The sequence below is a fragment of the Symbiobacterium terraclitae genome (genome assembly GCF_017874315.1).
In the GTDB taxonomy this organism is placed as follows: Bacteria; Bacillota; Sulfobacillia; order Symbiobacteriales; family Symbiobacteriaceae; genus Symbiobacterium; species Symbiobacterium terraclitae.
This window is the reverse complement of the sequence record NZ_JAGGLG010000011.1, coordinates 1-23,099: the sequence shown is the minus strand read 5'-3', so window position 1 is coordinate 23,099 and position 23,099 is coordinate 1. Positions and strand designations below refer to the sequence as shown.

24 protein-coding genes and 3 tRNA genes are annotated in these 23,099 nt (G+C 68.4%); 5 read left to right on the top strand and 22 right to left on the bottom strand.

The window, feature by feature from the left end; all coding sequences use genetic code 11:
• Window positions 1-36: 36 nt before the first annotated feature.
• The 9 genes from J2Z79_RS08075 to J2Z79_RS08035 form a co-directional block, all read right to left on the bottom strand.
• Complete coding sequence (locus J2Z79_RS08075) at window positions 37-486, bottom strand: hypothetical protein (RefSeq protein ID WP_209466364.1); 450 nt, start codon at window positions 484-486, stop codon at window positions 37-39.
• A 108-nt stretch (window positions 487-594) separates the two neighbouring features.
• A complete protein-coding gene (locus J2Z79_RS08070; RefSeq protein ID WP_209466363.1) occupies window positions 595-1,740 on the bottom strand; it encodes an acyl-CoA dehydrogenase in 1,146 nt (381 codons plus the stop codon).
• 173 nt (window positions 1,741-1,913) lie between these two features.
• Window positions 1,914-3,092, bottom strand: a complete 1,179-nt coding sequence (gene meaB / locus J2Z79_RS08065; RefSeq protein ID WP_209466362.1) for a methylmalonyl Co-A mutase-associated GTPase MeaB — start codon at window positions 3,090-3,092, stop codon at window positions 1,914-1,916.
• Window positions 3,089-3,496 carry a cobalamin B12-binding domain-containing protein gene (locus J2Z79_RS08060; protein ID WP_209466361.1) on the bottom strand — a complete coding sequence of 136 codons (408 nt, stop codon included), beginning with the start codon at window positions 3,494-3,496 and terminating at the stop codon, window positions 3,089-3,091. The genes meaB and J2Z79_RS08060 overlap by 4 nt, the downstream gene beginning before the upstream one ends.
• Before the next feature lie 25 nt (window positions 3,497-3,521).
• Window positions 3,522-5,126 (bottom strand): acyl-CoA mutase large subunit family protein, encoded by a 1,605-nt coding sequence (locus J2Z79_RS08055; RefSeq protein WP_342589446.1) that lies wholly within the window; start codon window positions 5,124-5,126, stop codon window positions 3,522-3,524.
• A 75-nt stretch (window positions 5,127-5,201) separates the two neighbouring features.
• The gene (locus J2Z79_RS08050; RefSeq protein WP_209466360.1) at window positions 5,202-5,594 is read right to left on the bottom strand and encodes a hypothetical protein; all 393 of its coding nucleotides are present in this window, start codon (window positions 5,592-5,594) and stop codon (window positions 5,202-5,204) included.
• 85 nt (window positions 5,595-5,679) lie between these two features.
• Window positions 5,680-5,940, bottom strand: a complete 261-nt coding sequence (locus J2Z79_RS08045) for a hypothetical protein (RefSeq protein ID WP_209466359.1) — start codon at window positions 5,938-5,940, stop codon at window positions 5,680-5,682.
• 60 nt (window positions 5,941-6,000) lie between these two features.
• A complete protein-coding gene (locus J2Z79_RS08040; RefSeq protein WP_209466358.1) occupies window positions 6,001-6,399 on the bottom strand; it encodes a hypothetical protein in 399 nt (132 codons plus the stop codon).
• A gap of 93 nt (window positions 6,400-6,492) precedes the next feature.
• Entirely contained in the window at window positions 6,493-6,957 is a 465-nt protein-coding gene (locus J2Z79_RS08035; RefSeq protein ID WP_209466357.1) for a GNAT family N-acetyltransferase, read from the bottom strand.
• Between the two features lie 112 nt (window positions 6,958-7,069).
• Between J2Z79_RS08035 and J2Z79_RS08030 the strand changes: the two genes are divergently transcribed.
• Together J2Z79_RS08030 and J2Z79_RS08025 are read left to right on the top strand one after the other, a co-directional pair.
• Window positions 7,070-7,540 (top strand): GNAT family N-acetyltransferase, encoded by a 471-nt coding sequence (locus tag J2Z79_RS08030; RefSeq protein WP_209466356.1) that lies wholly within the window; start codon window positions 7,070-7,072, stop codon window positions 7,538-7,540.
• Between the two features lie 52 nt (window positions 7,541-7,592).
• A complete protein-coding gene (locus tag J2Z79_RS08025; protein WP_209466355.1) occupies window positions 7,593-8,384 on the top strand; it encodes a DUF5995 family protein in 792 nt (263 codons plus the stop codon).
• A gap of 97 nt (window positions 8,385-8,481) precedes the next feature.
• Here the strand turns inward: J2Z79_RS08025 and J2Z79_RS08020 are convergent, their stop codons facing one another.
• Together J2Z79_RS08020 and J2Z79_RS08015 are read right to left on the bottom strand one after the other, a co-directional pair.
• The gene (locus J2Z79_RS08020; RefSeq protein WP_209466354.1) at window positions 8,482-9,807 is read right to left on the bottom strand and encodes a hypothetical protein; all 1,326 of its coding nucleotides are present in this window, start codon (window positions 9,805-9,807) and stop codon (window positions 8,482-8,484) included.
• Window positions 9,808-9,989: 182 nt separating this feature from the next.
• A complete protein-coding gene (locus J2Z79_RS08015; protein ID WP_209466353.1) occupies window positions 9,990-10,763 on the bottom strand; it encodes a CPBP family intramembrane glutamic endopeptidase in 774 nt (257 codons plus the stop codon).
• Window positions 10,764-10,987: 224 nt separating this feature from the next.
• Here J2Z79_RS08015 and J2Z79_RS08010 point away from each other — a divergent pair, with 224 nt between their 5' ends.
• Window positions 10,988-11,785 (top strand): NUDIX domain-containing protein, encoded by a 798-nt coding sequence (locus J2Z79_RS08010; protein WP_209466352.1) that lies wholly within the window; start codon window positions 10,988-10,990, stop codon window positions 11,783-11,785.
• A 530-nt stretch (window positions 11,786-12,315) separates the two neighbouring features.
• Entirely contained in the window at window positions 12,316-13,125 is an 810-nt protein-coding gene (locus J2Z79_RS08005) for an MBL fold metallo-hydrolase (RefSeq protein ID WP_209466351.1), read from the top strand.
• A gap of 57 nt (window positions 13,126-13,182) precedes the next feature.
• Here the strand turns inward: J2Z79_RS08005 and J2Z79_RS08000 are convergent, their stop codons facing one another.
• The 8 genes from J2Z79_RS08000 to J2Z79_RS07965 form a co-directional block, all read right to left on the bottom strand.
• Window positions 13,183-13,791: an HAD family hydrolase gene (locus J2Z79_RS08000; protein ID WP_209466350.1), complete on the bottom strand. Its 609-nt coding sequence runs from the start codon at window positions 13,789-13,791 to the stop codon at window positions 13,183-13,185.
• Between the two features lie 12 nt (window positions 13,792-13,803).
• Entirely contained in the window at window positions 13,804-15,459 is a 1,656-nt protein-coding gene (locus J2Z79_RS07995) for an ABC transporter permease (RefSeq protein ID WP_245302453.1), read from the bottom strand.
• A complete protein-coding gene (locus tag J2Z79_RS07990) occupies window positions 15,459-16,502 on the bottom strand; it encodes an ABC transporter ATP-binding protein (protein WP_209466348.1) in 1,044 nt (347 codons plus the stop codon). Before J2Z79_RS07990 ends, J2Z79_RS07995 begins: the two co-directional genes overlap by 1 nt.
• A 79-nt stretch (window positions 16,503-16,581) precedes the next feature.
• Window positions 16,582-17,649 (bottom strand): ABC transporter substrate-binding protein, encoded by a 1,068-nt coding sequence (locus J2Z79_RS07985; RefSeq protein ID WP_209466347.1) that lies wholly within the window; start codon window positions 17,647-17,649, stop codon window positions 16,582-16,584.
• A gap of 148 nt (window positions 17,650-17,797) precedes the next feature.
• Window positions 17,798-18,373 (bottom strand): hypothetical protein, encoded by a 576-nt coding sequence (locus tag J2Z79_RS07980; RefSeq protein ID WP_209466346.1) that lies wholly within the window; start codon window positions 18,371-18,373, stop codon window positions 17,798-17,800.
• An 869-nt stretch (window positions 18,374-19,242) separates the two neighbouring features.
• Window positions 19,243-19,325, bottom strand: a tRNA-Leu gene (locus J2Z79_RS07975).
• 7 nt (window positions 19,326-19,332) lie between these two features.
• Window positions 19,333-19,407, bottom strand: a tRNA-Val gene (locus J2Z79_RS07970).
• A 6-nt stretch (window positions 19,408-19,413) separates the two neighbouring features.
• Window positions 19,414-19,498: transfer RNA gene (locus J2Z79_RS07965), tRNA-Tyr, on the bottom strand.
• Window positions 19,499-19,665: 167 nt separating this feature from the next.
• Here J2Z79_RS07965 and J2Z79_RS07960 point away from each other — a divergent pair.
• Entirely contained in the window at window positions 19,666-20,901 is a 1,236-nt protein-coding gene (locus tag J2Z79_RS07960; protein ID WP_342589445.1) for an acyl-CoA dehydrogenase family protein, read from the top strand.
• Window positions 20,902-20,934: 33 nt separating this feature from the next.
• Here the strand turns inward: J2Z79_RS07960 and phoU are convergent, their stop codons facing one another.
• From phoU to J2Z79_RS07950, 3 genes are all read right to left on the bottom strand, one after another.
• Entirely contained in the window at window positions 20,935-21,588 is a 654-nt protein-coding gene (gene phoU, locus J2Z79_RS07955) for a phosphate signaling complex protein PhoU (protein WP_209466344.1), read from the bottom strand.
• 418 nt (window positions 21,589-22,006) lie between these two features.
• Window positions 22,007-22,129: a hypothetical protein gene (locus tag J2Z79_RS18880; RefSeq protein ID WP_280953648.1), complete on the bottom strand. Its 123-nt coding sequence runs from the start codon at window positions 22,127-22,129 to the stop codon at window positions 22,007-22,009.
• A gap of 75 nt (window positions 22,130-22,204) precedes the next feature.
• On the bottom strand, window positions 22,205-22,852 hold the full coding sequence (locus tag J2Z79_RS07950; protein ID WP_209466343.1) for a hypothetical protein: 648 nt from the start codon (window positions 22,850-22,852) through the stop codon (window positions 22,205-22,207).
• Window positions 22,853-23,099: the final 247 nt, after the last annotated feature.

Genomic DNA, 23,099 nt, shown 5'->3' with positions numbered 1-23,099 from the left:
TACCTTGGAGCCTCTCATCCAGCTTGAAATCGACCACTACGGGGTCACGTCATACCTCAGCGGGAGCCCGAGGTACCGGTAGTGCACGACGATCCTCCCAGGTTCGGCGTCCAGCCCCCTCAGGTCCAGCCTGATCGCGTAGCGGAAGCCGCGCACGTGCCGCTGCGACAGGATCTCCCAGCCGTAGATCGGGCCGATCGTGAGCTTGTAGCCGTTGGCTTCTAGATCAATGGCGGCGCTGCCGGCAATCTGACCGTCTGCGAAGTTGGCCACAGCCACGGCGTGCGGAGGCAGGACCTCCTTCCCGCCGACGGTCACCGCTGTCAGCGTGAGCGGCCAGCGCCCTCTGTTGTCCAGGTCGATCCCGTACACCACGATGTTGCCCTCGTCATCCGATCGCTCGGAATGGCCTCTGCTGCTGAGCGGCGGGTGTGTGTACACCCAGCCGATGCCCACCATGGCGGCCAGTGCCACGCATGCCGCCACAACCAGCCATCTCCTCCCCACGCGTTCGACCCCCCCGTCACCGACGCTCGGAAATCCGGAGCCCCCGAGGTCTCTCGCCCTCGGGGGCTCCTCTATCAACAGATATGCCTAATCCCGCAGCAGCGCCCGGGAGATCACCAGCCGCTGGATCTCGCTGGTGCCCTCGTAGAGCTGCGTGATCTTCGCCTCCCGCATCAGGCGCTCGACGCGGTACTCCTGCATGTATCCGTACCCGCCGTGGATTTGCACGGCCTCCACGGTGTGCTTCATCGCCATCTCCGAGGCGAACAGCTTGGCCATGGAGATCTCCTTCGTCGCCCGGGCGCCCTGCTGCATCAGGAAGGCCGCCCGGTAGAGCAGGAGGCGGGCCGCCTCCAGGTCGGTGGCCATGTCGGCGATCTTCCAGGCGATGGCCTGGTGCTCGGCGATGGGCTTGCCGAAGGTATGGCGCTCCTTGGCGAACTTGATCGAGTCCTCCAGCGCCGCCTGGGTGATGCCCACGGCCTGGGCCGCGATGCCGATGCGGCCCCGGTCCAGGATGGACATGGCGATCTTGAAGCCCTCGCCCTCCTTGCCCAGGAGCTGGGACGCCGGGATGCGGCAGTCCTCGAAGTACAGCGAGGTGGTGTGCGAGGCGTGCAGCCCCATCTTCTCCATCGGCTTGCTCACGCTGAAGCCGGGGGTTCCGGCCTCCACCAGGAAGGCGGAGATACCCCGGTGGCCCGCCGCGGGGTCGGGGTTCGTCCGGGCGAAGACCACGTAGAGCCCCGCCTGGCCGCCGTTGGTGATGAAGGTCTTCTCGCCGTTGAGGACGTAGTGATCGCCGTCCTTGACCGCCGTGGTGCGGAGCGCGGCGGCGTCAGAGCCGGCGCCGGGCTCGGTGAGGGCGTAGGCGCCGAGGATCTCGCCGCGGGTGAGCCTCGGCAGGTAGCGGTCCTTCTGCTCCTGCGTGCCGAAGTGGAAGATCGCCTCGGAGTGCAGGGAGCAGTGCACCTCGAAGATCACCGAGGTGACGGCGCACGCCCGGGCCAGCTCCTCGATGACGATGGCGTAGCTCACCCAGTCCATGCCGCCGCCGTAGGGCTCGGGCAGGTGCATGTTCAGGTAGCCGTTCTCCGCCAGCAGCTTGAAGTTGGCCCACGGGAACTCGTGGTTGCGGTTGTACTCGGCCGAGCGGGGCGCGATCTCCTTCTCCGCCAGGTCGCGAATCGCCTGCCGCACCATGTTCTGCTCTTCGGTCAGGAAAAAGTTCATCGTTCCTGCCTCCTCTTCGGTTTCTCCCCGGGTGCCCCCACCGGCCCCGGTCATCCCAGAGGGTCGTCATCGGCCCCGTTTGATCCGAGTACCGTCACCGGCCTCGGTTGTTCCCGACGGTGTGTCGCCCGCGGCGCCTGAGTATCGCCAACGGCCCGTTCGCCCCGGAAGCGTCACCGGCCCCAGTGGTTCTTCAGGATCTCGTCCGCGGCGCTGTAGGGGTCGAGCTGCCGCTCGGCCACCTGGCGGACGAGCCGCTCGTAGTCGCCGGCCGCCCGGGCGCGGGCGAGCGTCGCGCGGGCCACCCACTCGCTGACCAGCGCCTGGACGCGCAGGGCGGCGTCCTGCTCGCGGCGGGCCTCCCAGCGGCCCGTCTCCTTCAGGAAGGCCAGGTGCTCCGCCAGCCGGTCGGCGAGCGCGGACACGCCCTGGCCGTCTTTGGCCACGGTCTTCAGCACCGGCGGCCGCCAGGAGACGTCGCCGGGGTTGGCGGTGCCGTGGCGTGCGGCGACATGGGCCGCCGCATGGGTCATGTGGCCGGCCGCGCCGGCGAGTTCCTCTGCGCTGTGGTGACCGGTGCGGTCGAGCCGGCGCAGTGCGTCCCCTACTCCTGCACCTGCACCTGCGCCAGCCCCCGCGGCCTTGGGCGGCGCACCGCCCGGTTCAACCGGCCAGCGGTTGATGCCCGGCTTGCCCATGTGGCCGAGGTCCAGCATCATCTCGATCTCGCTGACCGTGCGTTCCGCGCCCTCCCGGTCGGCCTTGTTGCAGGCGAAGACGTCGCCGATCTCGAGGATGCCGGCCTTGATCGCCTGGATCTCGTCGCCCATGCCGGGGATCACCACCACGCAGGTGGTGTGGGCCAGGGCCATGATCTCGACCTCGGACTGGCCGGCCCCCACGGTCTCCACGAGGATCACGTCGAACCCGAAGGCGTCCAGCAGCCCCACCACCTCGCCCGTGGCCGGGGAGAGGCCCCCGAGGTGCCCCCGGGCCGCCAGCGAGCGCATGAAGACGCCCGGGTCGGTGAGGGTGCGCTGCATCCGGATGCGGTCGCCCAGGATCGCCCCGCCCGAGAAGGGGCTCGTGGGATCGACCGCCACGATGGCCACGGTCTGGCCACGACTCCGCAGCTCCATGGCCAGCCTGTCCACCAGCGTGGACTTGCCGGCCCCCGGCGGCCCGGTGATGCCCACCACGTGGGCCCTGCCCGTCCGCGGGTAGGCCAGGCGCATCAGGGCCGTCGCCTCCTCGGCGCCGTTCTCCACCCAGGTGATCCCCCTGGCCAGGGCCCGCCGGTCGCCTGCCGCAAGCCGTGCAAACAGCTCCGCAGCCCGCTGCTGTACCGTCATCGCTTCACGTTCACCTTCGTGTACTCGATGATCTCATCCAGGTCGGAGCCCGGGCCGAAGACCCGGGAGACGCCCGCCTCCAGCAGCGCCGGCACCTCGTCCTCGGGGATGATGCCGCCGGCCAGAATGAGGATGTCGTCTGCGCCCTGCTCCCGGAGCAGCTGGATCAGCTGCGGAATCAAGACCCCGTGCGCCCCGGCGAGCGACGAGATGGCGACCACGTCCACGTCCTCCTGGATCGCGGCCGCGGCCACCGCCTCCGGCCTCTGATAGAGACCTGTGTAGATCACCTCGAAGCCCGCGTCCCGGTAGGCCCGGGCGACCACCTTGGCCCCCCGGTCGTGGGCATCGAGCCCCAGCTTCGCCACGAGTACCCTGATCTTACGAGTGGATACGGCTTCCACGTGCGCTCCCCCCCACTGCCCGGATCTAGTAGACCGACTCCTCCCGGTACTCGCCCCACACTTCCCTCCACATGCCGCAGATCTCGCCCACGGTGCAGTAGTTCCTGACGCATGCGATGATATAGGGCATCAGGTTCTCGCTGGTCTGCGAGGCCCGCCGCAGCTCGGCAAGGGCCGCCGCCGCGGCCTTCTGGTCCCGCTCCTGCCGCACCTGCCGGACCCGCTCGATCTGCCGCCGCTGCACCTCGGGGTTCACCTTCAGGATGTTGGTCGTAGGCTTCTCATCGGGGTCGGCGTAAGCGTTGACGCCCACCACCCGGTAGTCGCCGTTCATCACCCGGCGCTGGAAGCGGTACGCCGAGTCGGCGATCTGCTGCTGGAACCAGCCCTTCTCGATGGCCGCGACCACGCCGCCCAGCGCCTCGATCTTGGCGAAGATCTCGTAGGCCTCCTCCTCCAGCTTGTTGGTGAGGTGCTCCACGTAGTAAGAGCCGGCCAGCGGGTCGACGACGTTGGCGACGCCGCTCTCCTCGGCGATGATCTGCTGCGTGCGCAGGGCGATGCGCACCGCCTCCTCGCTGGGCAGCGCCAGCGCCTCGTCGTAGGAGTTGGTGTGCAGCGACTGCGTGCCGCCCAGCACCGCCGCCAGCGCCTGCAGCGTCACCCGCACGATGTTGTTCTCGGGCTGCTGCGCCGTGAGGCTCACGCCGGCGGTCTGGGCGTGGGTGCGCAGCATCCAGGAGCGCGGGTTCTTCGCGCCATAGCGGTCGCGCATCACCCGGGCCCAAATGCGCCGGGCGGCGCGGAACTTCGCGATCTCCTCGAAGAAGTCGTTGTGGACGTCGAAGAAGAAGGAGAGCCGCGGGGCGAACTCGTCCACGTCCAGCCCCGCCTTGATGCCGGCCTCCACGTAGGCCATGCCGTCGGCGAGCGTGAAGGCCAGCTCCTGCGCCGCGGTGGCGCCGGCCTCGCGGATGTGGTAGCCGGAGATGGAGATGGTGTTCCACCGGGGCACGTTCCGGGCGCAGAAGGCCATCACGTCGGTGATCAGCCGCATCGAGGGCCCCGGGGGGTAGATATAGGTCTTCTGGGCGATATAGTCCTTGAGGATGTCGTTCTGGATGGTGCCGCTCACCTGGTCCCAGGAGACGCCCTGGCGCTCGGCCACCACCAGGTACATGGCGAGCATGATGGAGGCGGGCGGGTTGATGGTCATCGACGTCGAGACCTTGTCCAGGGGGATGCCCTCGAACAGGATCTCGAAGTCCCGCAGCGAGTCGATGGCCACCCCCAGCTTGCCCACCTCGCCGTTGGCATAGGGGTGGTCGGAGTCGTAGCCCAGGAGCGTGGGCATGTCAAACGCGGTCGAGAGGCCCGTCTGCCCCTGCTCCAGCAGGTAGCGGAAACGGGCGTTGGTCTCCTCCGCCGTGCCGAAGCCGGCGAACTGCCGCATCGTCCAGAGCTTGCCGCGGTACATCGTCGGGTGGACACCGCGAGTGAAGGGATACTCGCCGGGGTCGCCCAGATCGCGTTCGTAGTCGAAGCCAGCGATGTCATCAGGTCCGTAGAAGCGCTTGACCGGGCGGTCTGAAACGCCCGCGAACCGCTCCTTCCTCTCCCCAGTCGCCACGTGTCCATCCCCCTTCAGACTCGGTGCAACTTCCCTTCGATTCGCTTTTTCCGCCTATTCTTCCTGCTATCAGATCTACGCCCGTTTCAGGGTGGTGAACACCCAGCGATCCCCTCCCGACCGTGCGACGGCGCCCCCCGGGCGGACGGCGATCCCTCCTCCCGCACGCGCTGATCCGCCCCAAGCAGCGTCCGCGGCAATCCCGGTGGCACCCGGCCGCGCCGCTGGGTGCACCGCACGCGCTTGCATCCACCCCCGGCGCGGGCGGACGGGCGCCAGGGCGAACGACAGCAGCGCCGCCTCGGGGTTCAGCGCGGGGTTGAAGAGGACCAGGGCGGGCGCCAGCGCCGCGATGGCGGCCTCGGGGCGGAGAGCCGCCAGGGCGCAGATGGGGCAGAGCGCCGCCAACTGGACGATGGGGTCGAAGAAGACGTCGGCAGGCGTAGGAACATCAACGTGGCGCTTCACGGGCTACACGCTCCTTCCTGACACGGCAAACGGGGGCGGATCGCCCCCGTCATCTGCGACCACAGTTGCACCGCCGGCCGCGCCCTCAGCACCACCCGCAGCCCTTCCAGAACGGCTTGCCCAACCCGCCGGTGAGGGCCAGGGTCGGCGCCGCAGCAGGGTTGAAGGCCAGAAAGGCCGCGCGCGGGTTGATGGCCGGGTTGAAGATGGTCAGCGTCGGACTCTTGGCCGCGAGGGCGGCCGCAGGGTTGAAGGCGGCCAGGGACCCCAGCGGAAAGAGGGGAGCCAGCTGCACTGCGGGGTTGAAGAAGACCTGATCGGTCGCGTCGAACCCACCGAAGTTCATGTGGTGCTTACCTCCTGACCGGAAGGAGGGGAGCCGTGTGACTCCCCCTCCTTCCGCCAGCTATATGCCAAACTTGCCGAAGGGCTTGCCCTTGAGCGCCAGCGTCGGCGCGGCGCCGGGGTTGAACTGCAGGAACGCTGCCGCCGGGTTGATGGCCGGGTTGAAGATGGCCAGGGTCGGGCTCTTGGCCGCCAGGGCGGCTGTCGGGCTGAACGCCGCCAGCGAGGCCAGCTTGTTGAACGGGGCCAGGTCTACGGCCGGGTTGTTGAAGACCTGTCCGGGGACGCTCTTGCCGCCGAAGCCGAAGAACGGGAAGAACCCCTTCTTATCCAGCTTGTCGGTCACCCCGGCGGTGGCAGTGGGTACCGAGGTCCTGTCGGGGCAGCGTACCGTAACCACCGGCCGCGAGGCGTCAACGGGGCAGGCGGTCGATGTGACGACCCGCGATTTGTTGGACACTAAGGGAACCTCCTTCCGATCTGTACCGGGATAAGCACCACCGCGTGGGTGGAACGTCTCCGGTCTCAGCTTATGTAACCGTGTGAGCGGCGGTTACAGGTCCTTCACGCCGATCAGCCCGGCCGGGGTGAAGCCCCGGCTGAGGGCGAACTCGACGGCCGGGCGGTGGTGCAGTCCCGTCCAGAGCTTGATCTTCCTCAGACCCAGGCCGGCGACGCCCCGCTCCGCGGCGGCCAGGAGGCCGCTCCCCACGCCGCGGCGCCGGTGCGCCGGGTGGACCCAGAGGTCGATGAGCAGCGCCGTGGGCTCCTCCGTGCTCCCGTCCGGCGCCACGGCCAGCAGCAGGTAGCCGACGGGCTGGAAGCCCTGCTGCGCCACGATCAGCGCGCTGCCCGGGGCAGCCAGCACCTGCCGGCACTGGAGCGCGGCACGCTGGGCCACCATCACGGGATGCATCCGTGTGCGCTCCTCTGGGGAGAGCGACTCCCACGCGGCAGCAGCGGCGGCCAGCTGCAGCCACGCCAGGTCGGCGGAGTGGCCCTGCCTGTACTGGTACATGCGGCCCTCCCTCCTCTTCGTGCGGGCTCCTTCATCCTATGGAGGGCCGGGGCCCATGGTACCTCCCGGCCCGGGGCAGCGTACCGTGGGGGAGAAAGGAGGGAGCGAGCGCGTGCCGCAGGTGCGCTTCTGGCACTGGACCGACCTGCCCTGGCTGCTGGAGATGGCGGCGGAGACCGACTGGCAGATCATGAGCCCCACGGACAAGGCCGTGGCCCGGCCCGAGCTGGTGCGGAAGAACGCCCACCGCAACCTGCTGGCCACCCTCAGCTCGCCGGGGGGAACGGCCATCGTGACGGTGGACGGCGGGAGGCCGGTGGGGTTCCTGCTCATCGGCATCCGGCCGGACGAGCGGACGGGCGAGCCGCAGGGGTACATGGCGGACATCTACCTGAGGCCCGAGTACCGGGGCCAGGGACTGGCGAAGCAGATGCACGAACTGGGCGAGGAGTACTTACGGCGGCTCGGCATCCGCCGGGTGACCAACTGGGTCCACGCCACCAACCCGCTGGGGCAGAAGACCTCCCAGGCCCGGGGATTCCAGGTCTGGGGGGTGATGATGGAAAAGTTGCTGACCGGGTAGGCGCAGACTAGAAGTGGGCGGTGACGGTCGCAGGAGTCCGCCCGGAGGGGAGGTGGCGCACATCCGGCAAGCGATCCCGATGCGGATGGGCGGTGCGGACGTGGGCAGCATCGACGACCTGGCCGCGGTGCTGAAGGCACAACTGGACCGGTTCGACCGGGCGGGCGACCACCGGGCCGCCTTCCTCCGGGTCTACCACCGGATGACGCTGGAGGTGCGCGATCGCCTGCGCCGGCCCTTCTTCCTGGACCCGCCCTGGGTGGAGCGGGTCGCCATCCGCTTCGGGTGGTACTACTTCGACTCCCTGGAGCGCTTCGAGCGGGGCAGCTCGCCGCCGCCGGCCTGGGAGTACGCCTTCCGCATCGCACAGCAGAAGCGGGCGTTCCTCCTCCAGGACATCCTCCTGGGGATGAACGCCCACATCAACAACGACCTGCCGCTGGTGGTGGCCGAGATCCTGCGCGCCGAGGGGGACGAGCAGGCCATCTTCAAGACCGTGCGGCGGCGCTTCGACCACGACCAGATCAACCGGGTGCTTCACGACCTGATCCCCGCCGTGCAGGACGAGATCGCCGCCCACTACGGCCGGCTCGTCCGTCCCCTGGGCCGGCTGCTGGGCGACCTGGATCAGCAGCTGACCACGTACGGCCTGAAGACGTGGCGCGACCGGGTCTGGCGCAACGCCCGCTGCCTGCTGGCCGCCGAGACCGACCGGGAGCGGGAGCTGGTGGTCCGCTTCATCGAGGAGGACGCGCTGGCCATCGCCCGGGAGATCTACCGCTTCGCGCCGCTCCGCCTGCTGCGCCCGCTGGCCCGGCTGATGCGCCGCTGGCGCCTCTGTTGATGCACCGCCGGGGCCTCTGTTGATAAGGTCGCGTTATCCACTGTTCAAACATTGCGTGAAGTGAACATGGGGATATCCTGGCCGCGATCGTTGCACGTCAACGCGCGGCCAGCCACGCGCGCCGCTGCGGCCGCGAGGCCAGGGTGAGCCACACCAGCTCCACCGCACCGCCGCAGAGCAGGGATGCGATGCCCAGCTGGGCGCCGGGCAGCCGCCAGATGAGCGCCCCGGCGTAGACGGCCACCATGGTGACCGCACCGCCCACGATCGCGCCGGCGTTGACCATCAGGGTGCGCCCGTCCTTCATCAGCAGGGCCTGCAGCCAGTTCTGCAAGGCGGTGTACAGCGGGAAGAGCACGCCGAGGCTCAGCGCGGGAATGGCGGCAGCGGCGACGGAGGAGAGTCCGCCCTTGAGCCCCAGCACCCACTCCATATAGCCGAGCCCCAGGGGCGTGCCGGCCAGCAGCGCCATGACGCCACAGGCGATCAGCCCCGCGGCGAGGGTGAAGCGGCGGAGCATCAGGTAGGACTGCCGGTCCTGCAGCAGGGTCAGCGCCACCTGCTGCACCATGCGCACGGCGTTGGCAACCATCAGGATGGTCGACCAGGCCACCGGCCAGGCGGCCAGCCCCAGCTCGGGGTCCACGGAGCGGGCGATGCCGCCGTTGATCAGCGGCCGCACCACCGTGACCAGGATCTGGGTCATCGCCAGCGGCCAGTACCAGAGGGCGATCTGGCCGATGGTGCGCGGCGCCCACTCGGGAGCCCTGGCCCCGGGGTCCGCCACGCCGGACTTGAGGATGGGCCGCGCCAGCCAGGTAACCGCAGCCGCCTCAACGATCACGCTGACCACCAGCGCCACGCCGGCCACAGTGGCGCCGTGGGCCCGGCCCAGCACGCCCAGGAGGGTCACCAGGGCGAGCGAGCCGATGCGGGCAAACCCGGCGTAGGCCACCAGGCTCGACCGCCTGTGGATGATGAGCAGCCCCTGGTAATAGCGGCGCCAGCCGATGGCCGCGGGCCACAGGAGCATCGCCTGGAAGGCCGGGCGAGCGGCGTCGGCGATGGCGTCAGGCTGCCCGAGCGCGCCCCGGAAGATCCAGTCGTACGCCGGGGTGAACGCCAGCAGGGCGTAGAGCACGGTGAGGACGGCGTTCGCCCAGAGCATGAAGTGGCGCAGGGGCCGCCACGTCTCGGGGTAGCGGCTGAGCAGGTTCGAGGCGTGGAGCAGCATGATGATGGGGCTCTCCAGGAAGATGGCCACGTTCTGGGCCACGGAGTACGCGGCCAGCGACGTCTCGGGGTTCGCCAGCTTGGTGAGCCCGATGGTCAGGATCGGACCGGCGATCACCATGATCACGTCCGAGAGCGACAGGGGTAGGAAGAGGCGGAGAATGGCGCCGTACGTGAGCTTGTGGGTCAAGGCTGCGACAACTCCTCGAGTGTTTCAGGTCGGTCAGGTTAAGATTGTACCCGGCGACCCGAAAACCCTACTTCCCTCCGAAAAGGGTCGCTCCCCGGGTCCGGCCCGGGGGAGCGAGGGGCGGATTGCCAATAAGTGGCGGAAGGTCGCGGCGGTCATCTCCGTGCACCCACCGCATACTCTTATAGCGGGACCCCCACACGGCACAGGTCGCACTGGCTGCAAAGCCGACTGACCGGCGCCACTGGGGGTCCCGTTTTCTCATGCCGGGCCATTGCGCCCCTGGACCGGAAGCGCCAGGACCCGCAGATCCACGAGCGCGTGCAGGAGGATCGGCCAGACGCCATCAGCAGGCCTACCAGCCCGGTGGTCAGTACCCCGCCCCACCCCTGGTACAGGTGGGCCATTCCGAAGATGATGCCCGATGCGGCAACCGCCGCCCAGACCGGGATCCCCGGCACCAGCGCGGTGAGGTAGGCCATCAGGAAGCCGCGGAACAGGGTCTCCTCGCACACGCCGGCGGTGACGGCGACAAGCGCGAACCACCAGCGCTCGTCCCCCCGGGAGGGGATCAGTCCCCGCACCGATCCCCCCTGCCGCTGGATGACCTGCCGGTAGCTCCGGGACACGGCAGCCAGCACCACCGGCGCGACCAGTCCCACGGACAGGCCCGCCACCAGCACCGCGGCGTCGGAGCCCATGGTGGCCGGCCGCAGGCCGATATCGGCGGCGGAGCCGCCGGCCATCCGCAAGGTGAGCAGCACCAGGAACACCAGGGCCCACTCCAGGATGATGACTCCGCGGTAAAAGCGAATGCGGGCGGAGGGATCGCGATCCAGGGAGTTCAGCAAACGTCTGTAGGCGACCTTGCCGTAGAGCGGCTCGCCGATCACCAGATAGAGCGCAATCAAAGTCTGGATGACGAACGCCGCCCCGGTAAGCGCCGCACTGGGCATGGCTCATCCTCCCCTTCTTATGTAGCAACTTCTGCAATCCACACCAGCAGTCCTGCCCCGCTGCCCGGGCTCCCCGCTGACCGGGGGTGCCCACTGCCCAGTCGCCCCTGTAGACGCTCTCGGCCGCCTGTGCCGGACCGGCTGGCTGTACCCGGCCGGCCGCCGCAACGCGAGCCCGCCGCGCACCGTTATTCCTCTTGAGACGGCTTCGGGGAGGAGAGGCAATGGTGCGAGATGACGACATCGCCACTGCAGGCGTCTACCTGCTCTGCCGGGGGCTGTTCGCCTTCGCCGTGGGGCCGTCTCCCGCGGGAGACCGACTGGCGGTCATCCGCCTGGGGGGCCACCGGGAGGCCGGGGAGACGGCCGCGCAGTGCGTGGCCCGGGAGCTGTGGGAGGAGGCCGGGGTGCGGATCTCGCTGTTGGATCCGCCTGCGACTTACCGGGCGACCCCGACCGGGTGGGGTGCATACCACCTGGAGCGCCTGGATCCTGGTGCTTCGCTGGCGCCGGCCCCGCTGCTTGTCACGCCCCGGGAGCGAAGCGGGCAGCACTCCGTTACATACCTCGCCGTCTCGGAAGAGACGCCCGTACCGTCGTCCGAGGTCGCGGGCATCCTGCTGCTGGACGTTTCCGCGGTGCGCCTCCTGACCGGCACGCCCATCACCCTGGGCGACTTCCTGGCCACAGGCGGAAGGGCCGTTCTGCGCGCACCGCTGGACCCCACCCTCCCCCTCTCTCCCTTTGCGCAGCTGCAGATCCTGCCCCAACTCCTCGCCCTGCACCCCGACCTGCCGGACCTCGGCCGAATCGCCCGCACGGACCTCGGCCGGGCCGCTCTCACAGACCTCAGCCGGGCCACCCGTCCAGACCTCAGCCGGGCCACCCGTCCAGACCTCAGCCGGGCCACCCGCATCCAGACATTGGCACCTGCAATCCGGTGCATCCTCGGATCACAGGTGCATAGCATTTTACTGGGACCCCCACCTGGCACAGGTCGCACTGGCTGCAAAGCCGACTGACCGGCGCCGCAGGGGGTCCCTGCGCGCGGCGTACCGTCCGGGGGCATACCCTGTTCCGGCCGCGTCGGTTCTGTTCGCATCCACTGTTGATGCCCGACGGGATGGAGATTTCGTCGATCCTGGGCTCACGACCCGAGCCTGGCCGGGACTTCCGGTGCCCCCGCGGTCGCCATCAACACTTGGCACGAACAGCGCATACGGCGCCCGGCACCACCCCACCCGCTGCTCACCGGCATCCCGGGGACCGGAACATATGCCGAGCACGCCTGCATAGAATCCAGTGGGACCCCCCACCTGGCACAGGTCACACTGGCTGCAAAGCCGACGGACCGCCGCCACAGGGGGTCCCCTCGCGCGTCTCCCTCCGGGCGGCAGTACCCAGCGAAATGCTCAGAACAAGTAAGTATTGGGAGCGGAATTTGCTATACTTGCACCGGACGGCCTTCGTCCACCGCAATCACACAACGTTACGTAAGACGGGGGTGTCGTGCACCATGAGTGCCCCAAGTTCCCAGCTGAGAGTCGAAGCGTTGCTGCCGTCGGTCACCCTCGTGACCCGCTCCCTCCCGGGCTCCTCTGACTTCCCCGTCACCGCCGCCATGATCGCCGGGACCCGGCACAGGGTGGTGGTCGACACCCTCATCCAGCCTGCTGACATGGCCCCCTTCGCGGGCGCCACGCTGGTGGTTTACACCCACTCCGACTGGGACCACTGCTGGGGCACGGCTGCCTTCCCCGGCGTGCCCGTGATCGGACACCGCGTGGCCAGGGAGCGGCTGACGGCCCCCGAAGCGGCGGAGTTCCTGGCGCAGATGCGCGCCAAGAACCCGGCGGCCTTCGCCGAGAGCCAGATCATCCCCCCGGGGCTCACTTTTCCCCACCGCCTCACCATCGACGCCGGCGGCCTGACCATCGACCTGCACCACCTGCCGGGCCACACCGCGGACTCAGTGGTCGTCCACGTGCCAGAATTGGGGCTCCTGCTGGCCGGCGACGCCGTGGAGCGGCCGATCCCCACGCTGAGCGAGCCCGGGCACATCCGGCAGTGGGCCGAGGAGCTGCGCAGGTGGAGCCGTGCCGGCGTCACCCACGTGGTGCCGGGCCACGGGCGCCCCGGCGGCCCCGAACTGCTGGCGGCCAACGCCGCGTACATCGACCGGCTCGTGGAGGCGGCTGAGTCCGGCCTGGCGAAGGGGCAGTCCGCCGACGAGATCGCGGCGGAACTCCCGCTGGGGGCCCTGCTGCCCCCGGGCGTCGTGGAGCAGCTGCCGGACTACTACCGGGAGCAGCACCGGCTGAACATCGCCCAGGTCGTGGCCGAGCTGCAGGCCGGGCGCTGACGACCAAGAACGACAGAGGGGCTGCCCATGGGGGCAGCCCTTCATCCATCTCAAACCTTAGTTCGTGCCGTCGGCGCCCTCCGGGGCGACCATCTCCAGCAGCGCCCGGCGGGTGGCGGCCACGTCACCGGTGTGGCGGATGGCGTGGATCCCCACCGCCCTGGCGGCGGCGACGTACTCCGGCACGTCGTCCACGAAGGCGACCTCGTCAGCAGGGAGCCCCAGCATCTCCAGCGCCAGCTGGAACACCTCCGGCTCGGGCTTGCGACGGCCCACCTCGCAGGACATCAGCACCGGGCCGAAGGGAGCCAGCACGCCCATGCGCCGCATGATCGCCACGTGGGACGCCTGGGTGTTGGAGAGCACGGCCGTCCGCACGCCCCGTTCCCGCAGCTCCGCCGCCAGGGCCAACATCTCCGGGTTCACCGTGAAGTGCTCCTGCCAGGCGTCGTCAAAGGCGTCCAGCGGGACCCTGCGGCCCGACAGCGCCTCCCACACGTCCTGCTCGGCCACCTCGCCCCGCTGGATGGCCGGCATCGCCTCCTCGTAGGCCGGGGGCAGGGAGTCGCCCAGGCCCAGGCGGCGGGCCACCTCACGCCGGTACCCCTCCTCGCCCAGGTGGAAGATCACCCCGCCGAGGTCGAATATCACTGCCTTGATTGCCACGTACAGATCCTCCTACATCAAGAGGCCGTTGTCCTTGCCGGCCAGGCGGTTGAAGAGCCAGAGCGAGACCACCGTCACGAGCGTGAGGATCGTGCTCAGCGCCGCGGCGAGGCCGAAGTTGTCGGAGATCACCTGCGAGTAGATCGCCACCGGCATGGTGATCGTCCCCGCATGGTAGAGGATGATCGTGCTGGAGAGCTCGTTGATCGTCGTCACCCACGAGAGCACCGCACCGGCCAGCACGCCCTTGAAGACCAGCGGCGCCGTCACCTTGAAGAAGGAGGCGACGGGCCCGACGCCCAGGTTGATCGAGGCCTCCTCCAGCGACGGGTCGAGGGAGGTGAGCACCGACGAGGCCGAGCGGACGGTGTAGCTGATCTTGCGGATCACGTACGAGATGACCAGGATCGTCGCGGTGCCGGTGAGCACCAGCGGGGGCCGGTTGAAGGCGGTGATCAGGGCGATACCGATGACCGTGCCCGGCAGCACGTAGGGGATCAGCAGCGTCACGTCCAGCGCCGCGGTCGCCACGCTGCGCCGCCGCGTAATCACGTAGGACATCAGGAGGCCGGCGATGACCATGATCACGATCGCCACGATGGAGAGCCGGAACGTGTTGGCCACCGCCCCGGGCACACGGTCGAAGATCGTCAGGTAGTTGTCCAGGCCGAACTCGTTGAGGAAGATCGGCCCCTTGGCCTTGCGGAAGGACGAGATCATCACAACCACCTGCGGCAGGATCGCCGTGCCCACCACGAGGTAGCAGAAAGCGGTGGCCAGGATCTTCTTCCCCAGGGGCAGGTCGACGACCACCGGCGGCCGGAGGCTGCTCATGGAGAACGTCCGCCGGTTGATCCAGCGCTGGGCGAAAAGGGCAACGGCGGAGATGACCACCAGCCCCATCGAGAGGGCACCGGCCATGCCGGGGTTCCCGCCGATCTCGTTCATGTACTCAGAGTAGGCGGCGATGGGCAGCAGCTGGTAGCCCTCGCCGATGAGCTGCGGCGTGCCGAAGTCGGCCAGTGCGCTCATGAAGGCCATCAGGGCGCCGGCCGAGATCGCAGGGAGGACAAGCGGCAGCGTGATGGTGCGGAACCGGGTGAAGCCGCTCACGCCCAGGTTATCCGCCGCCTCCTCCAGCGAGCGGTCGATGGACTGCAGCGCCGCCGAGGTGAACAGGTAGACGTAGGGGAAGAAGTGCAGCGAGAAGACCAGGATGATGCCCCGGGGCCCGTAGATGGTAGGCATCGTGATGCCGATGGCCTCCATGGCCCGGGTGATGAAGCCCGCCCGGCCCAGGAGCACGATCCAGGAGTAGGTGCCGATGAACGGCGGCGACAGCAGCGACAGGATGATCAGCGTGCGGATCAACGGCTTGCCCGGCAGCTTGTACCGGGTGAGCAGGAAGGCCATCGGAATGCCGATCGCCGTGGCAATCAGCGTGGAGACGGTGCAGATCCAGAGGCTGTTGGTGAGCGCGAGCCGGTAATACCGCTTGCCGAGGAAGGTGGCGTAGTTCTTCAGGGTGAAGCTGCCGTCCTTGGCGAGGAACGACTTGACCAGGAGCTGCCCCACCGGATAGAGCAGGACGATGGCCAGGAGGAGCAGCGAGACCGCAGTCACCCAGTGCCAGAACGTCCACTTCCGCCAGAACCTCGCCGCCGCCATCACGCCAGCACCTCGCCCTGTGCGCCGTACACGGCCGCGGCGGCGCGCCGGAAGCCGAACGTCGCCTGCTCACCCACCCGGGGCGGCTCGACCTCGTTGGGCAGCCGCACCTCGATGCGCTGCCCCGAAGGCGTCCTTACGAACACGGTGGTGCCGCTGCCGACGAAGAGCGCCTCCTCGACGTGGCCGGTGAAGCTGATCTCGCCCTGGCCCAGGGCGATCTTCTCGGGCCGGATGGTCACCGTGCAGTCGCCGTCGGCCGCCTTCACCTCACGCAGCGCCTGGTCCAACACCCGCACCTCCCCGCCCTGCACCCGGGCGGGCAGCAGGTTGGTGGTGCCGATGAAGCCGGCGACGAAGAGGGTCTGCGGGTTGAAGTAGATGTCGCGGGGCGAGCCCACCTGCTCCACGCGACCCTGGTTCATGACGGCGATGCGGTCGGAGATGGCCAGGGCCTCCTCCTGGTCGTGGGTGACGTAGATGGTGGTGATGCCGTACTGCCGCTGCAGGCGGCGGATCTCGGTGCGCATCTCGATGCGCAGCTTGGCGTCCAGGTTGGAGAGGGGCTCGTCCATGAGCAGAAGCTGCGGCTGGATCACCAGGGCCCGGGCCAGGGCGACGCGCTGCTGCTGGCCGCCCGAGAGCTGAGACGGCATACGGTCCTTGAGGTCCGCCAGCTTCACCATCTCCAGCGCCTCCGTCACGCGCCGCTGCAGCTCCTGGCCGCCGACCTTCCGGGCCTTCAGGCCGTAGGCGACGTTCTCGAACACGGTCATGTGCGGGAACACGGCGTAGTTCTGGAAGACCATGCCGGTGTTGCGCTTGTGGGCGGGAACGTCGTTGACCAGCCGGTCACCGAACCGCACGTTCCCCTCGTCCTGCTGGTAGAAGCCTGCCAGCACCCGTAGGAGCGTCGTCTTGCCGCAGCCGCTCGGGCCCAGCAGCGTGAACAGCTCCCCCGACTCCACGGTGAGGGAGACCCCGGCCACCGCTGCGTGGCCCTCAAACCGCTTGACGACTCCTTCGATGGTGACCTTCGACATTCGCACGACCTCCAGGTAGGCAACTCTAACTGCATAGAGGGGTGCTCCCGTCAAGGGAGCACCCCATCAGGGTCAGCGGCTACTGAACCACGATATCCTTCCACTTGTCGAGGACCTGCTCACGCTGGGTGGCGGCCCACTCCATGTCGTAGTCCAGGAACTTGATCTTGGAGACCTCCTCCAGGCCTGCGGGCGGAGCGACGTCGGTGCGGACCGGCCGCCGGTTCAGTTCCTTGGCCACGTACTCCTGCATCTGCTGCGAGACCATGAAGTCGACGAAGATCTTGGCGTTCTCGGGGTGCTTGGCGCCCTTGATGATCGCCACGGCGTCAGGCACGTTGGAGGTGCCCTCCTCGGGGTAGACGATGGCGATCGGGCCGCCGGCGGCGACGTACTTGAAGGCGCCCTCCTCGTGGGTCAGGGCGATGGCGTACTCGCCGTCATTCGTACCCTTCGGGCCCTGCGAGGAAGAACCCAGGATCTTGGAGTTGGCGGCGATGTCCGCCATGACCTCCCAGCCCTTGCCGTCGTCGCGGCCCATGGCGTGCAGGACGGTGACCACGGTGGTGTACGCGGAGCCGGACTTGGCGGCGTCAGGCATGGCGATCTTGCCCGCCCACTTGGGGTCGGTCAGGTCGGCGAAGCCCTTCGGCGCCTCGTCAGGCGTCAGCATGTTGGTGTTGTACATGATCACGATCGGCAGGGCGGTGAAGCCCGTCCAGGTGTTGTCCTTCGCCACGGTGCCGGGGGCCAGCTTGTCGACTTCCTTGGGCACGTAGGGCTGCAGGAGGTCCTTGTTGGCCTCGTGGGTCTCGGCGCCGCCGCCGAAGATCACGTCGCCGAGGGGGTTGTTGGCCTCGGCCTTCATCCGCTGGAACAGCTCACCGGTGGCCGCGTAGACGGGGGTGACCTTGATGCCGGTCGCGTCCTCGAAGGCCTTGAACAGCGGTTCGTGGATGTCGGCCTGGTGAGACGTGTAGACCACGATCTCCTTGGGCTCCTCGGTCTTCTGCGGCTCCTGCTGCTGCTGCCCGCCGCTCGCCGGGGGCTGCTGCGTGTTGGGGGCCTGCTGCGATCCGCCGCAGGCGGAGAGAGTCAGGGCAAACAGGGCCAGGATGGAGACGGCTGTGCGCTGACGCAAGTTCATTAGGCGACCTCCTGTTCGATGCGTACATCGGAGCATGGGCCGTGGGTCAAGCCGTACGCACTGCAATGGACCATCAGTAATTATACCGTTGTCGAGGGTTCTTGAGGAGTGAGTACACGATTTCCAGTATCAACGTGCGTCGCGTGGGTCAGCCGTTCCACCAGCCCGGCACGAGGTAGAGGACGCCTCCGTTCTCCAACCGAACCGTGCGCCGCCACCGGCCGGGGTTGAAGCCGGCGACGCCCGGCGCCAGATACAGCAGGGAACTGCGGGGCTCTCGGCCGGATGCCCAGGCCTCCCAGGCCGAGTAGTCGCAGCCAAAATGCTGAAGGTCGATCAACACTGTGGGCAGGGAGACGGCCACGCGTGTGCAGAGCGGTACGATCACGTGCTCAGCGCTCGCCGTCAGGTAGGGCTGCGAGCTGTCCATCACGGTCAACTCGTCCAGGCTCAGCGTGAAGAGGACGGCGTTGTCGGGCCCCGCACCGGCGTCCCGGGCCGGCTGCATGAGGAGCCCGACCCTCCCGCCAAGTTGCGGGTGTGCTAGGCCCAGCCCCTTGGTGAACCGGTGACCTGGGTCGCGTGCGAACGCCGATATCGCCCGCTGTGCCGGGCCAAGGTCCGGTTCGTCGTCCACTGCGAAGCCGGCGTCGCACAGCGCATCGACGAAGTCCGCAACGATCGTGTCGATCCGTGGGATCTCGGGCTCGAACACCATGTCCAAGTACGCCGATGGTCCGCTCAGGACACAGCACTTCCCGGCAAAGAGATTCTCAGTAAGCTGTACCCCACGAACTTCGAGAGCAACTTGTCCTCGCGCGAGTTCTCTGCCAGGATGCGGCCGACCAGTGCCGCCACGCCGACGGAAACCAGCAGCAGAAAAACAGCAACGCTCGCTCGAAGGGGAACCATCCCCCTCAACGAAGGGCCCCGCGGAAGGTCATCTCCACATCGGCCCGCGGTCCAGTGCTTGAGCGGCACGGGCAAGCCCCGTGCCGCTCACCCCTCGAACCGCTTTATACATGGGTATGCGGCCGACCGTATCGACACGTAAGACGGATAATTCGAATAGGAAGTTCCCCGCACCTGCACCTGCAGAAGGCGACCGCTCCGGAGCACGCCCGTCCGGCCATGATGCAGCAAGGAATCTTGTGTCACTTGGCGCAGTAGCGCCGTGCGACAGGCCGCAAGTGCATGCCCGGGGAGGCGGGCGGGGGCTGAGTTATGCGCCAGATGGCACTGGCGATGACAGAGCAAGGCCTTGCATAGGGTAGCCCCAGTCGTTGGTGAGATCGTGGACCGCCTCCAGTTGACGAAGATTGGAGCGAGCGTGGTAGAAACCGCTCAGACAGTGTCGCACGAAGTCATCCAACGCACCGTCCACCTTAGCGTTGGCTCGATGCACACGGCCGTCCCCCCGGTCGGTACCGTTGAGGTGGTAGTATTTGTCGAGCATGATGACGGAAGCATCCCCGCGCTGAGCCAGCGACTGCCCGGCCCTTTTCTGGGACTCGGCCTCAGGCCTGGCGCTCGTCATGGAAAACAAGGGGCTGTCCCTGAGTCATCCCGGATGACTCAGGGACAGCCCCTGGCTGGTGTCGGAGGCGGGACTTGAACCCGCACGGTTGCCCATACGCCCCTCAAACGTACGCGTCTGCCAATTCCGCCACTCCGACAGTTCAGTGGTGGGCGGTACTGGGATCGAACCAGTGACCCCTTGCGTGTGAAGCAAGTGCTCTCCCGCTGAGCTAACCGCCCGTATTCTGGTGGGGAGAGGTGGATTCGAACCACCGAAGCATTGCGCAACTGATTTACAGTCAGCCCCCTTTGGCCACTTGGGTATCTCCCCGCCCCGTGCCGCCGCCGGTGTCACATCACCGGTGGCAGGACATAATGTTACACGATGCGTGGCCTTCGTTCAAGTGCATTCCGTAACCAATGTGCGGAATTGAGCGGGCCGCCTGCAAGATTTGCGCGGGTGCGCGGCGAATCATTCAGACGACGGAGGTGAGCCACGTGACTCCAGGCCCGTGGTATTTCGGCCGCACCGCGGCCGACTGGGAGGCCTACGAGCGCGCCGACGAGCTGGCCGACCGCTTTGCAGCGACCGCCGCCGAGTACGACCGCTCGGGCACCTTTCCCTTCGCCCACTTCGACGCGCTGCGGGAGCACGGTTACCTGGCGCTGACCGTCCCCGCGGCGTACGGCGGCCTCGGCGCCGGCGTCCACGCCACGGTCTTCGCGCAGGAGCGGCTGGCGCGTGGCGACGGTGCGACCGCGCTGGCCGTGGGCTGGCACCTGTACGTCGTGGGCAAGCAGGCCGATAGCCGGACGTGGCCGGAGCCCGTCCGCCGGCGGCTCTTCGGCGAGGTCGTCTCCGAGGGCGCACTGCTCAACGCCTGCGCCTCGGAGCCCGAGACCGGCAGCCCCAGCCGGGGCGGCCTCCCCCGCACCACCGCGCGCCGGCTGGCCGACGGCTCCTGGGTGCTCAGGGGCCACAAGAGCTTCACCACCCTGGCGCCGGTCCTGCGCTACTTCCTGGTCTCCGCCACGCTCGAGGGGACCGAGGAGGCAGCATGGTTCCTGGTGCCGCGGGAATCCGAGGGGCTGCGCATCGAGGAGACCTGGGACTCGCTGGCCATGCGGGCCACCGGCAGTCACGACCTCTGGCTCGACGACGTGCACCTGCCCGCCGAAGCGCTGCTGGAGCCGGCCCGTGAGCGCAACAGCGCCGCCACCGCAGGCTGGAACCTCCACGTGCCGGCGGTTTACCTGGGCATCGCCCAGGCGGCCCGGGACTTCGCCGTGCGCTACGCGGTGGAGCGGCGGACGGTCAACCCGCCGGGCCATCCCGAAGCAACGTCGGCCCTGGCCGACCGCCCTCACGTGCAGCGGCTCATCGGCGAGATGGACCTCGCCCTGCTTCCGGCCCGCATCACGCTGATGGACCTGGCCCGCCAGTGGGACGAGCGGCCGGAGTGGCGCCCGCACCTGGTGGATGCGGTGGCCGCCTGCAAGCCGTTCGTCGTGGAGACGGCGCTGGCTGTCGTCGACCGGGCGATGCGGGTGGCCGGGGGGGCCAGCCTGGCCCGGCAACTGCCGCTGGAGCGCTACTACCGCGACGTGCGGGCCGGCCTCCACAACCCGCCGATGGAGGACGTGGTGCTGAGCAACCTGGCCCGTTCGGCGATCGCCCGGGCGCGCTCCGGCCGGGCGGGCGTAGAGCCCGCCGGCGAGGGCAGACAGGGATGACGCAGGGAGGGGGCCCGCAGCCCCCTCCCTCCTTCACGTATTGAGATCGCTCAGCTCGCCCGTGAGCCGGTAGATGATCCACTCGCCGAGGTTGGTCGCGTGGTCGCCGATCCGCTCCAGCCAGCCGGCCACGTGCAGCAGGTAGGTCGCCTGCCGCACCACCTGCGGATTCTGCTCCATCATCTCCACCAACTCGTCGAAGACGGCGCTGTAGAGGGCGTCCATCTCGTGGTCGCGGGCGATCATCGCGCGGGCGGCGGACTCGTCCTCCTCCACGAAGGCGTCCAGCGCAGCCCGGACCATCTCCTGGGCCAGTGCCGCCATGCGGGGGATGTCGATCAGCGGCTTGATCAGGGGCTCGCCCTCCAGCCTCAGGGTAACCTCTGCGATGTCGGTGGCGTGGTCGGCCATCCGCTCCAGATCGGTCACGATCTTCAGGCCGGTGCCCACGGTACGCAGGTCGCGGGCCATCGGCTGCTGCAGGGCCATCACCTGCAGACAGCGCATCTCGATGGCGATCAGCATCCGGTCGATCTCGTCGTCAGCGTCGATCACCCGCTGAGCCAGTGCGACGTCCTGCCGGGCCAGGGAGAGCACCGAGTTGTCGATCATCTCGCTCACCCGCTGACCCATGCGCAGGATGTCGGTGTTCAGATCCTTCAACTGTGCCTCCAGCGTGCTGCGCAAGAGAGTGCCTCCCTTTCCGCCCGCGCCTCAGTCGAGCTGCTCGAGCCCTGCGGCCTGCAGGATCTCTTCGATCAGGTGTTCGTCTACCTCGGCCTGCACAGGCGGCCGTTCATACTTCCACTGCATGCTGCTTGCCTCCTCTCCGAACGGAGACCGAAACCTCGCTTCAGAACGGAAAAAAGAACCCCCGGAACGCACCGGGGTTGCTGCATTCAAGCTTTACCTTCCCGAACGTCCGCAGACTGCTCCCTCAAGGTTCCCGTGCGGTCTCGCCGCTCTTATTTGATGTAGTATACACCACCCATCCGAATTCTGCAAGACCTGGGGATCCAACCAACCCCCGGGCGGAGCGTCCGTCGCCGTGCACGCCCGCGCCCCGCTGCGCAGGAGGTGCACGGCGACCAGCGTCCGGGCCCTGCTACCGGAGCAGCCACTCGCTGACCAGCCAGGCCCCCAGCGTGAAGAGCCCGAAGCCGGCAACGGTGATAATCAGCCCGATGAACGCGGGGGACCGGTACCACTTGGTGCTGGGCTCTGCCACGGCGGCGCCTCCTCTGCAGTTGGTCGAGTCGCCTGTTTAGACGACGCCGCCCGTCCCCGGGGTATCCCGCGGAGGTCAGTAGATGAGCGCCGACGCCGGCAGGCGCGGCCCCGGCCGCAGCTTCGCTTCCATGCGCCCCGCCGCGTTCCGGTAGAACAGCCGGTTGACGACGCCCACCGCCATCGCCTCACGGGCCAGGTCGAGCTGGACCACCTCTTCCCCGTACAGGAGGCGGAAGATCCGGCTCTGGCAGTCGGCCTTGCTCTCCGCCAGGTCTGCACCCAGCGACCAGTCGAACTCGCCGGCCACCACCGGCTCGCGCCCCGGCATCCGCCGCCACCGGGCCCGGTTGACCAGCCAGGCCGCCAGCGCCCGCCTAGCCGGGGTCGGCTCCGACAGCCGCCGGATGACGCCCTGCCGCAGCCGCTCGCCCACGGGCCCGTTGAGCACCGTCACGATCGTCCGCTGCAGCTCCTGAATGGAAGCGCGCCCGGCGAGCTCACGGCATTCCTCGTTCACGGCCAGCACCAGGTCAACCGCGGGCTCGCCGTAGCGCAGCATCAGGTTCGTGGCGATGAAGCCGGCGTTCTCCTCCAGCGCGTAACCAGCCGAGGGCGGGGTTGGGTTGGAAGCCCATTGCCAGTAAGCGTCGAGCGTGCGCTCGTCGTCTGCGTACCGCTCCAGCGAGCGCTGCACCAGTTCCCTGACCTCAGCATTCTGCATGGGTAACCCCCCTCGGCCCTCCAGTATTGACCAGATCGCCGCCTCCCATACCCCGAGGGGCAGGTGGGCACCTCCTCCTCCGCCTGTGCGCACATGCTATGCGGGCGCTCGGGGGAGTGCCACGCAGGCAGCCCCGGAAATGGCTGGGGCCCGCGATCGAGTAGACCGTAGGGTCGCCCTACGGCCTCTCACAACACCGGACATGCGGGTCACGCATCCGGCGTTTCGTCAAGCACTCCGAGTCGAT

Excerpts from the sequence above, each read along its gene's own strand:
- J2Z79_RS08045 (WP_209466359.1), bottom strand. The coding sequence starts at position 5,940 with ATGAACTTCGGTGGGTTCGACGCGACCGATCAGGTCTTCTTCAACCCC.
- J2Z79_RS08035 (WP_209466357.1), bottom strand. The coding sequence starts at position 6,957 with ATGTACCAGTACAGGCAGGGCCACTCCGCCGACCTGGCGTGGCTGCAG.
- meaB (WP_209466362.1), bottom strand. The coding sequence starts at position 3,092 with ATGACGGTACAGCAGCGGGCTGCGGAGCTGTTTGCACGGCTTGCGGCA.
- J2Z79_RS08010 (WP_209466352.1), top strand. The coding sequence starts at position 10,988 with ATGGTGCGAGATGACGACATCGCCACTGCAGGCGTCTACCTGCTCTGC.
- J2Z79_RS08015 (WP_209466353.1), bottom strand. The coding sequence starts at position 10,763 with ATGCCCAGTGCGGCGCTTACCGGGGCGGCGTTCGTCATCCAGACTTTG.
- J2Z79_RS07995 (WP_245302453.1), bottom strand. The coding sequence starts at position 15,459 with ATGGCGGCGGCGAGGTTCTGGCGGAAGTGGACGTTCTGGCACTGGGTG.
- J2Z79_RS08070 (WP_209466363.1), bottom strand. The coding sequence starts at position 1,740 with ATGAACTTTTTCCTGACCGAAGAGCAGAACATGGTGCGGCAGGCGATT.
- J2Z79_RS07990 (WP_209466348.1), bottom strand. The coding sequence starts at position 16,502 with ATGTCGAAGGTCACCATCGAAGGAGTCGTCAAGCGGTTTGAGGGCCAC.
- J2Z79_RS07950 (WP_209466343.1), bottom strand. The coding sequence starts at position 22,852 with ATGCAGAATGCTGAGGTCAGGGAACTGGTGCAGCGCTCGCTGGAGCGG.
- J2Z79_RS07985 (WP_209466347.1), bottom strand. The coding sequence starts at position 17,649 with ATGAACTTGCGTCAGCGCACAGCCGTCTCCATCCTGGCCCTGTTTGCC.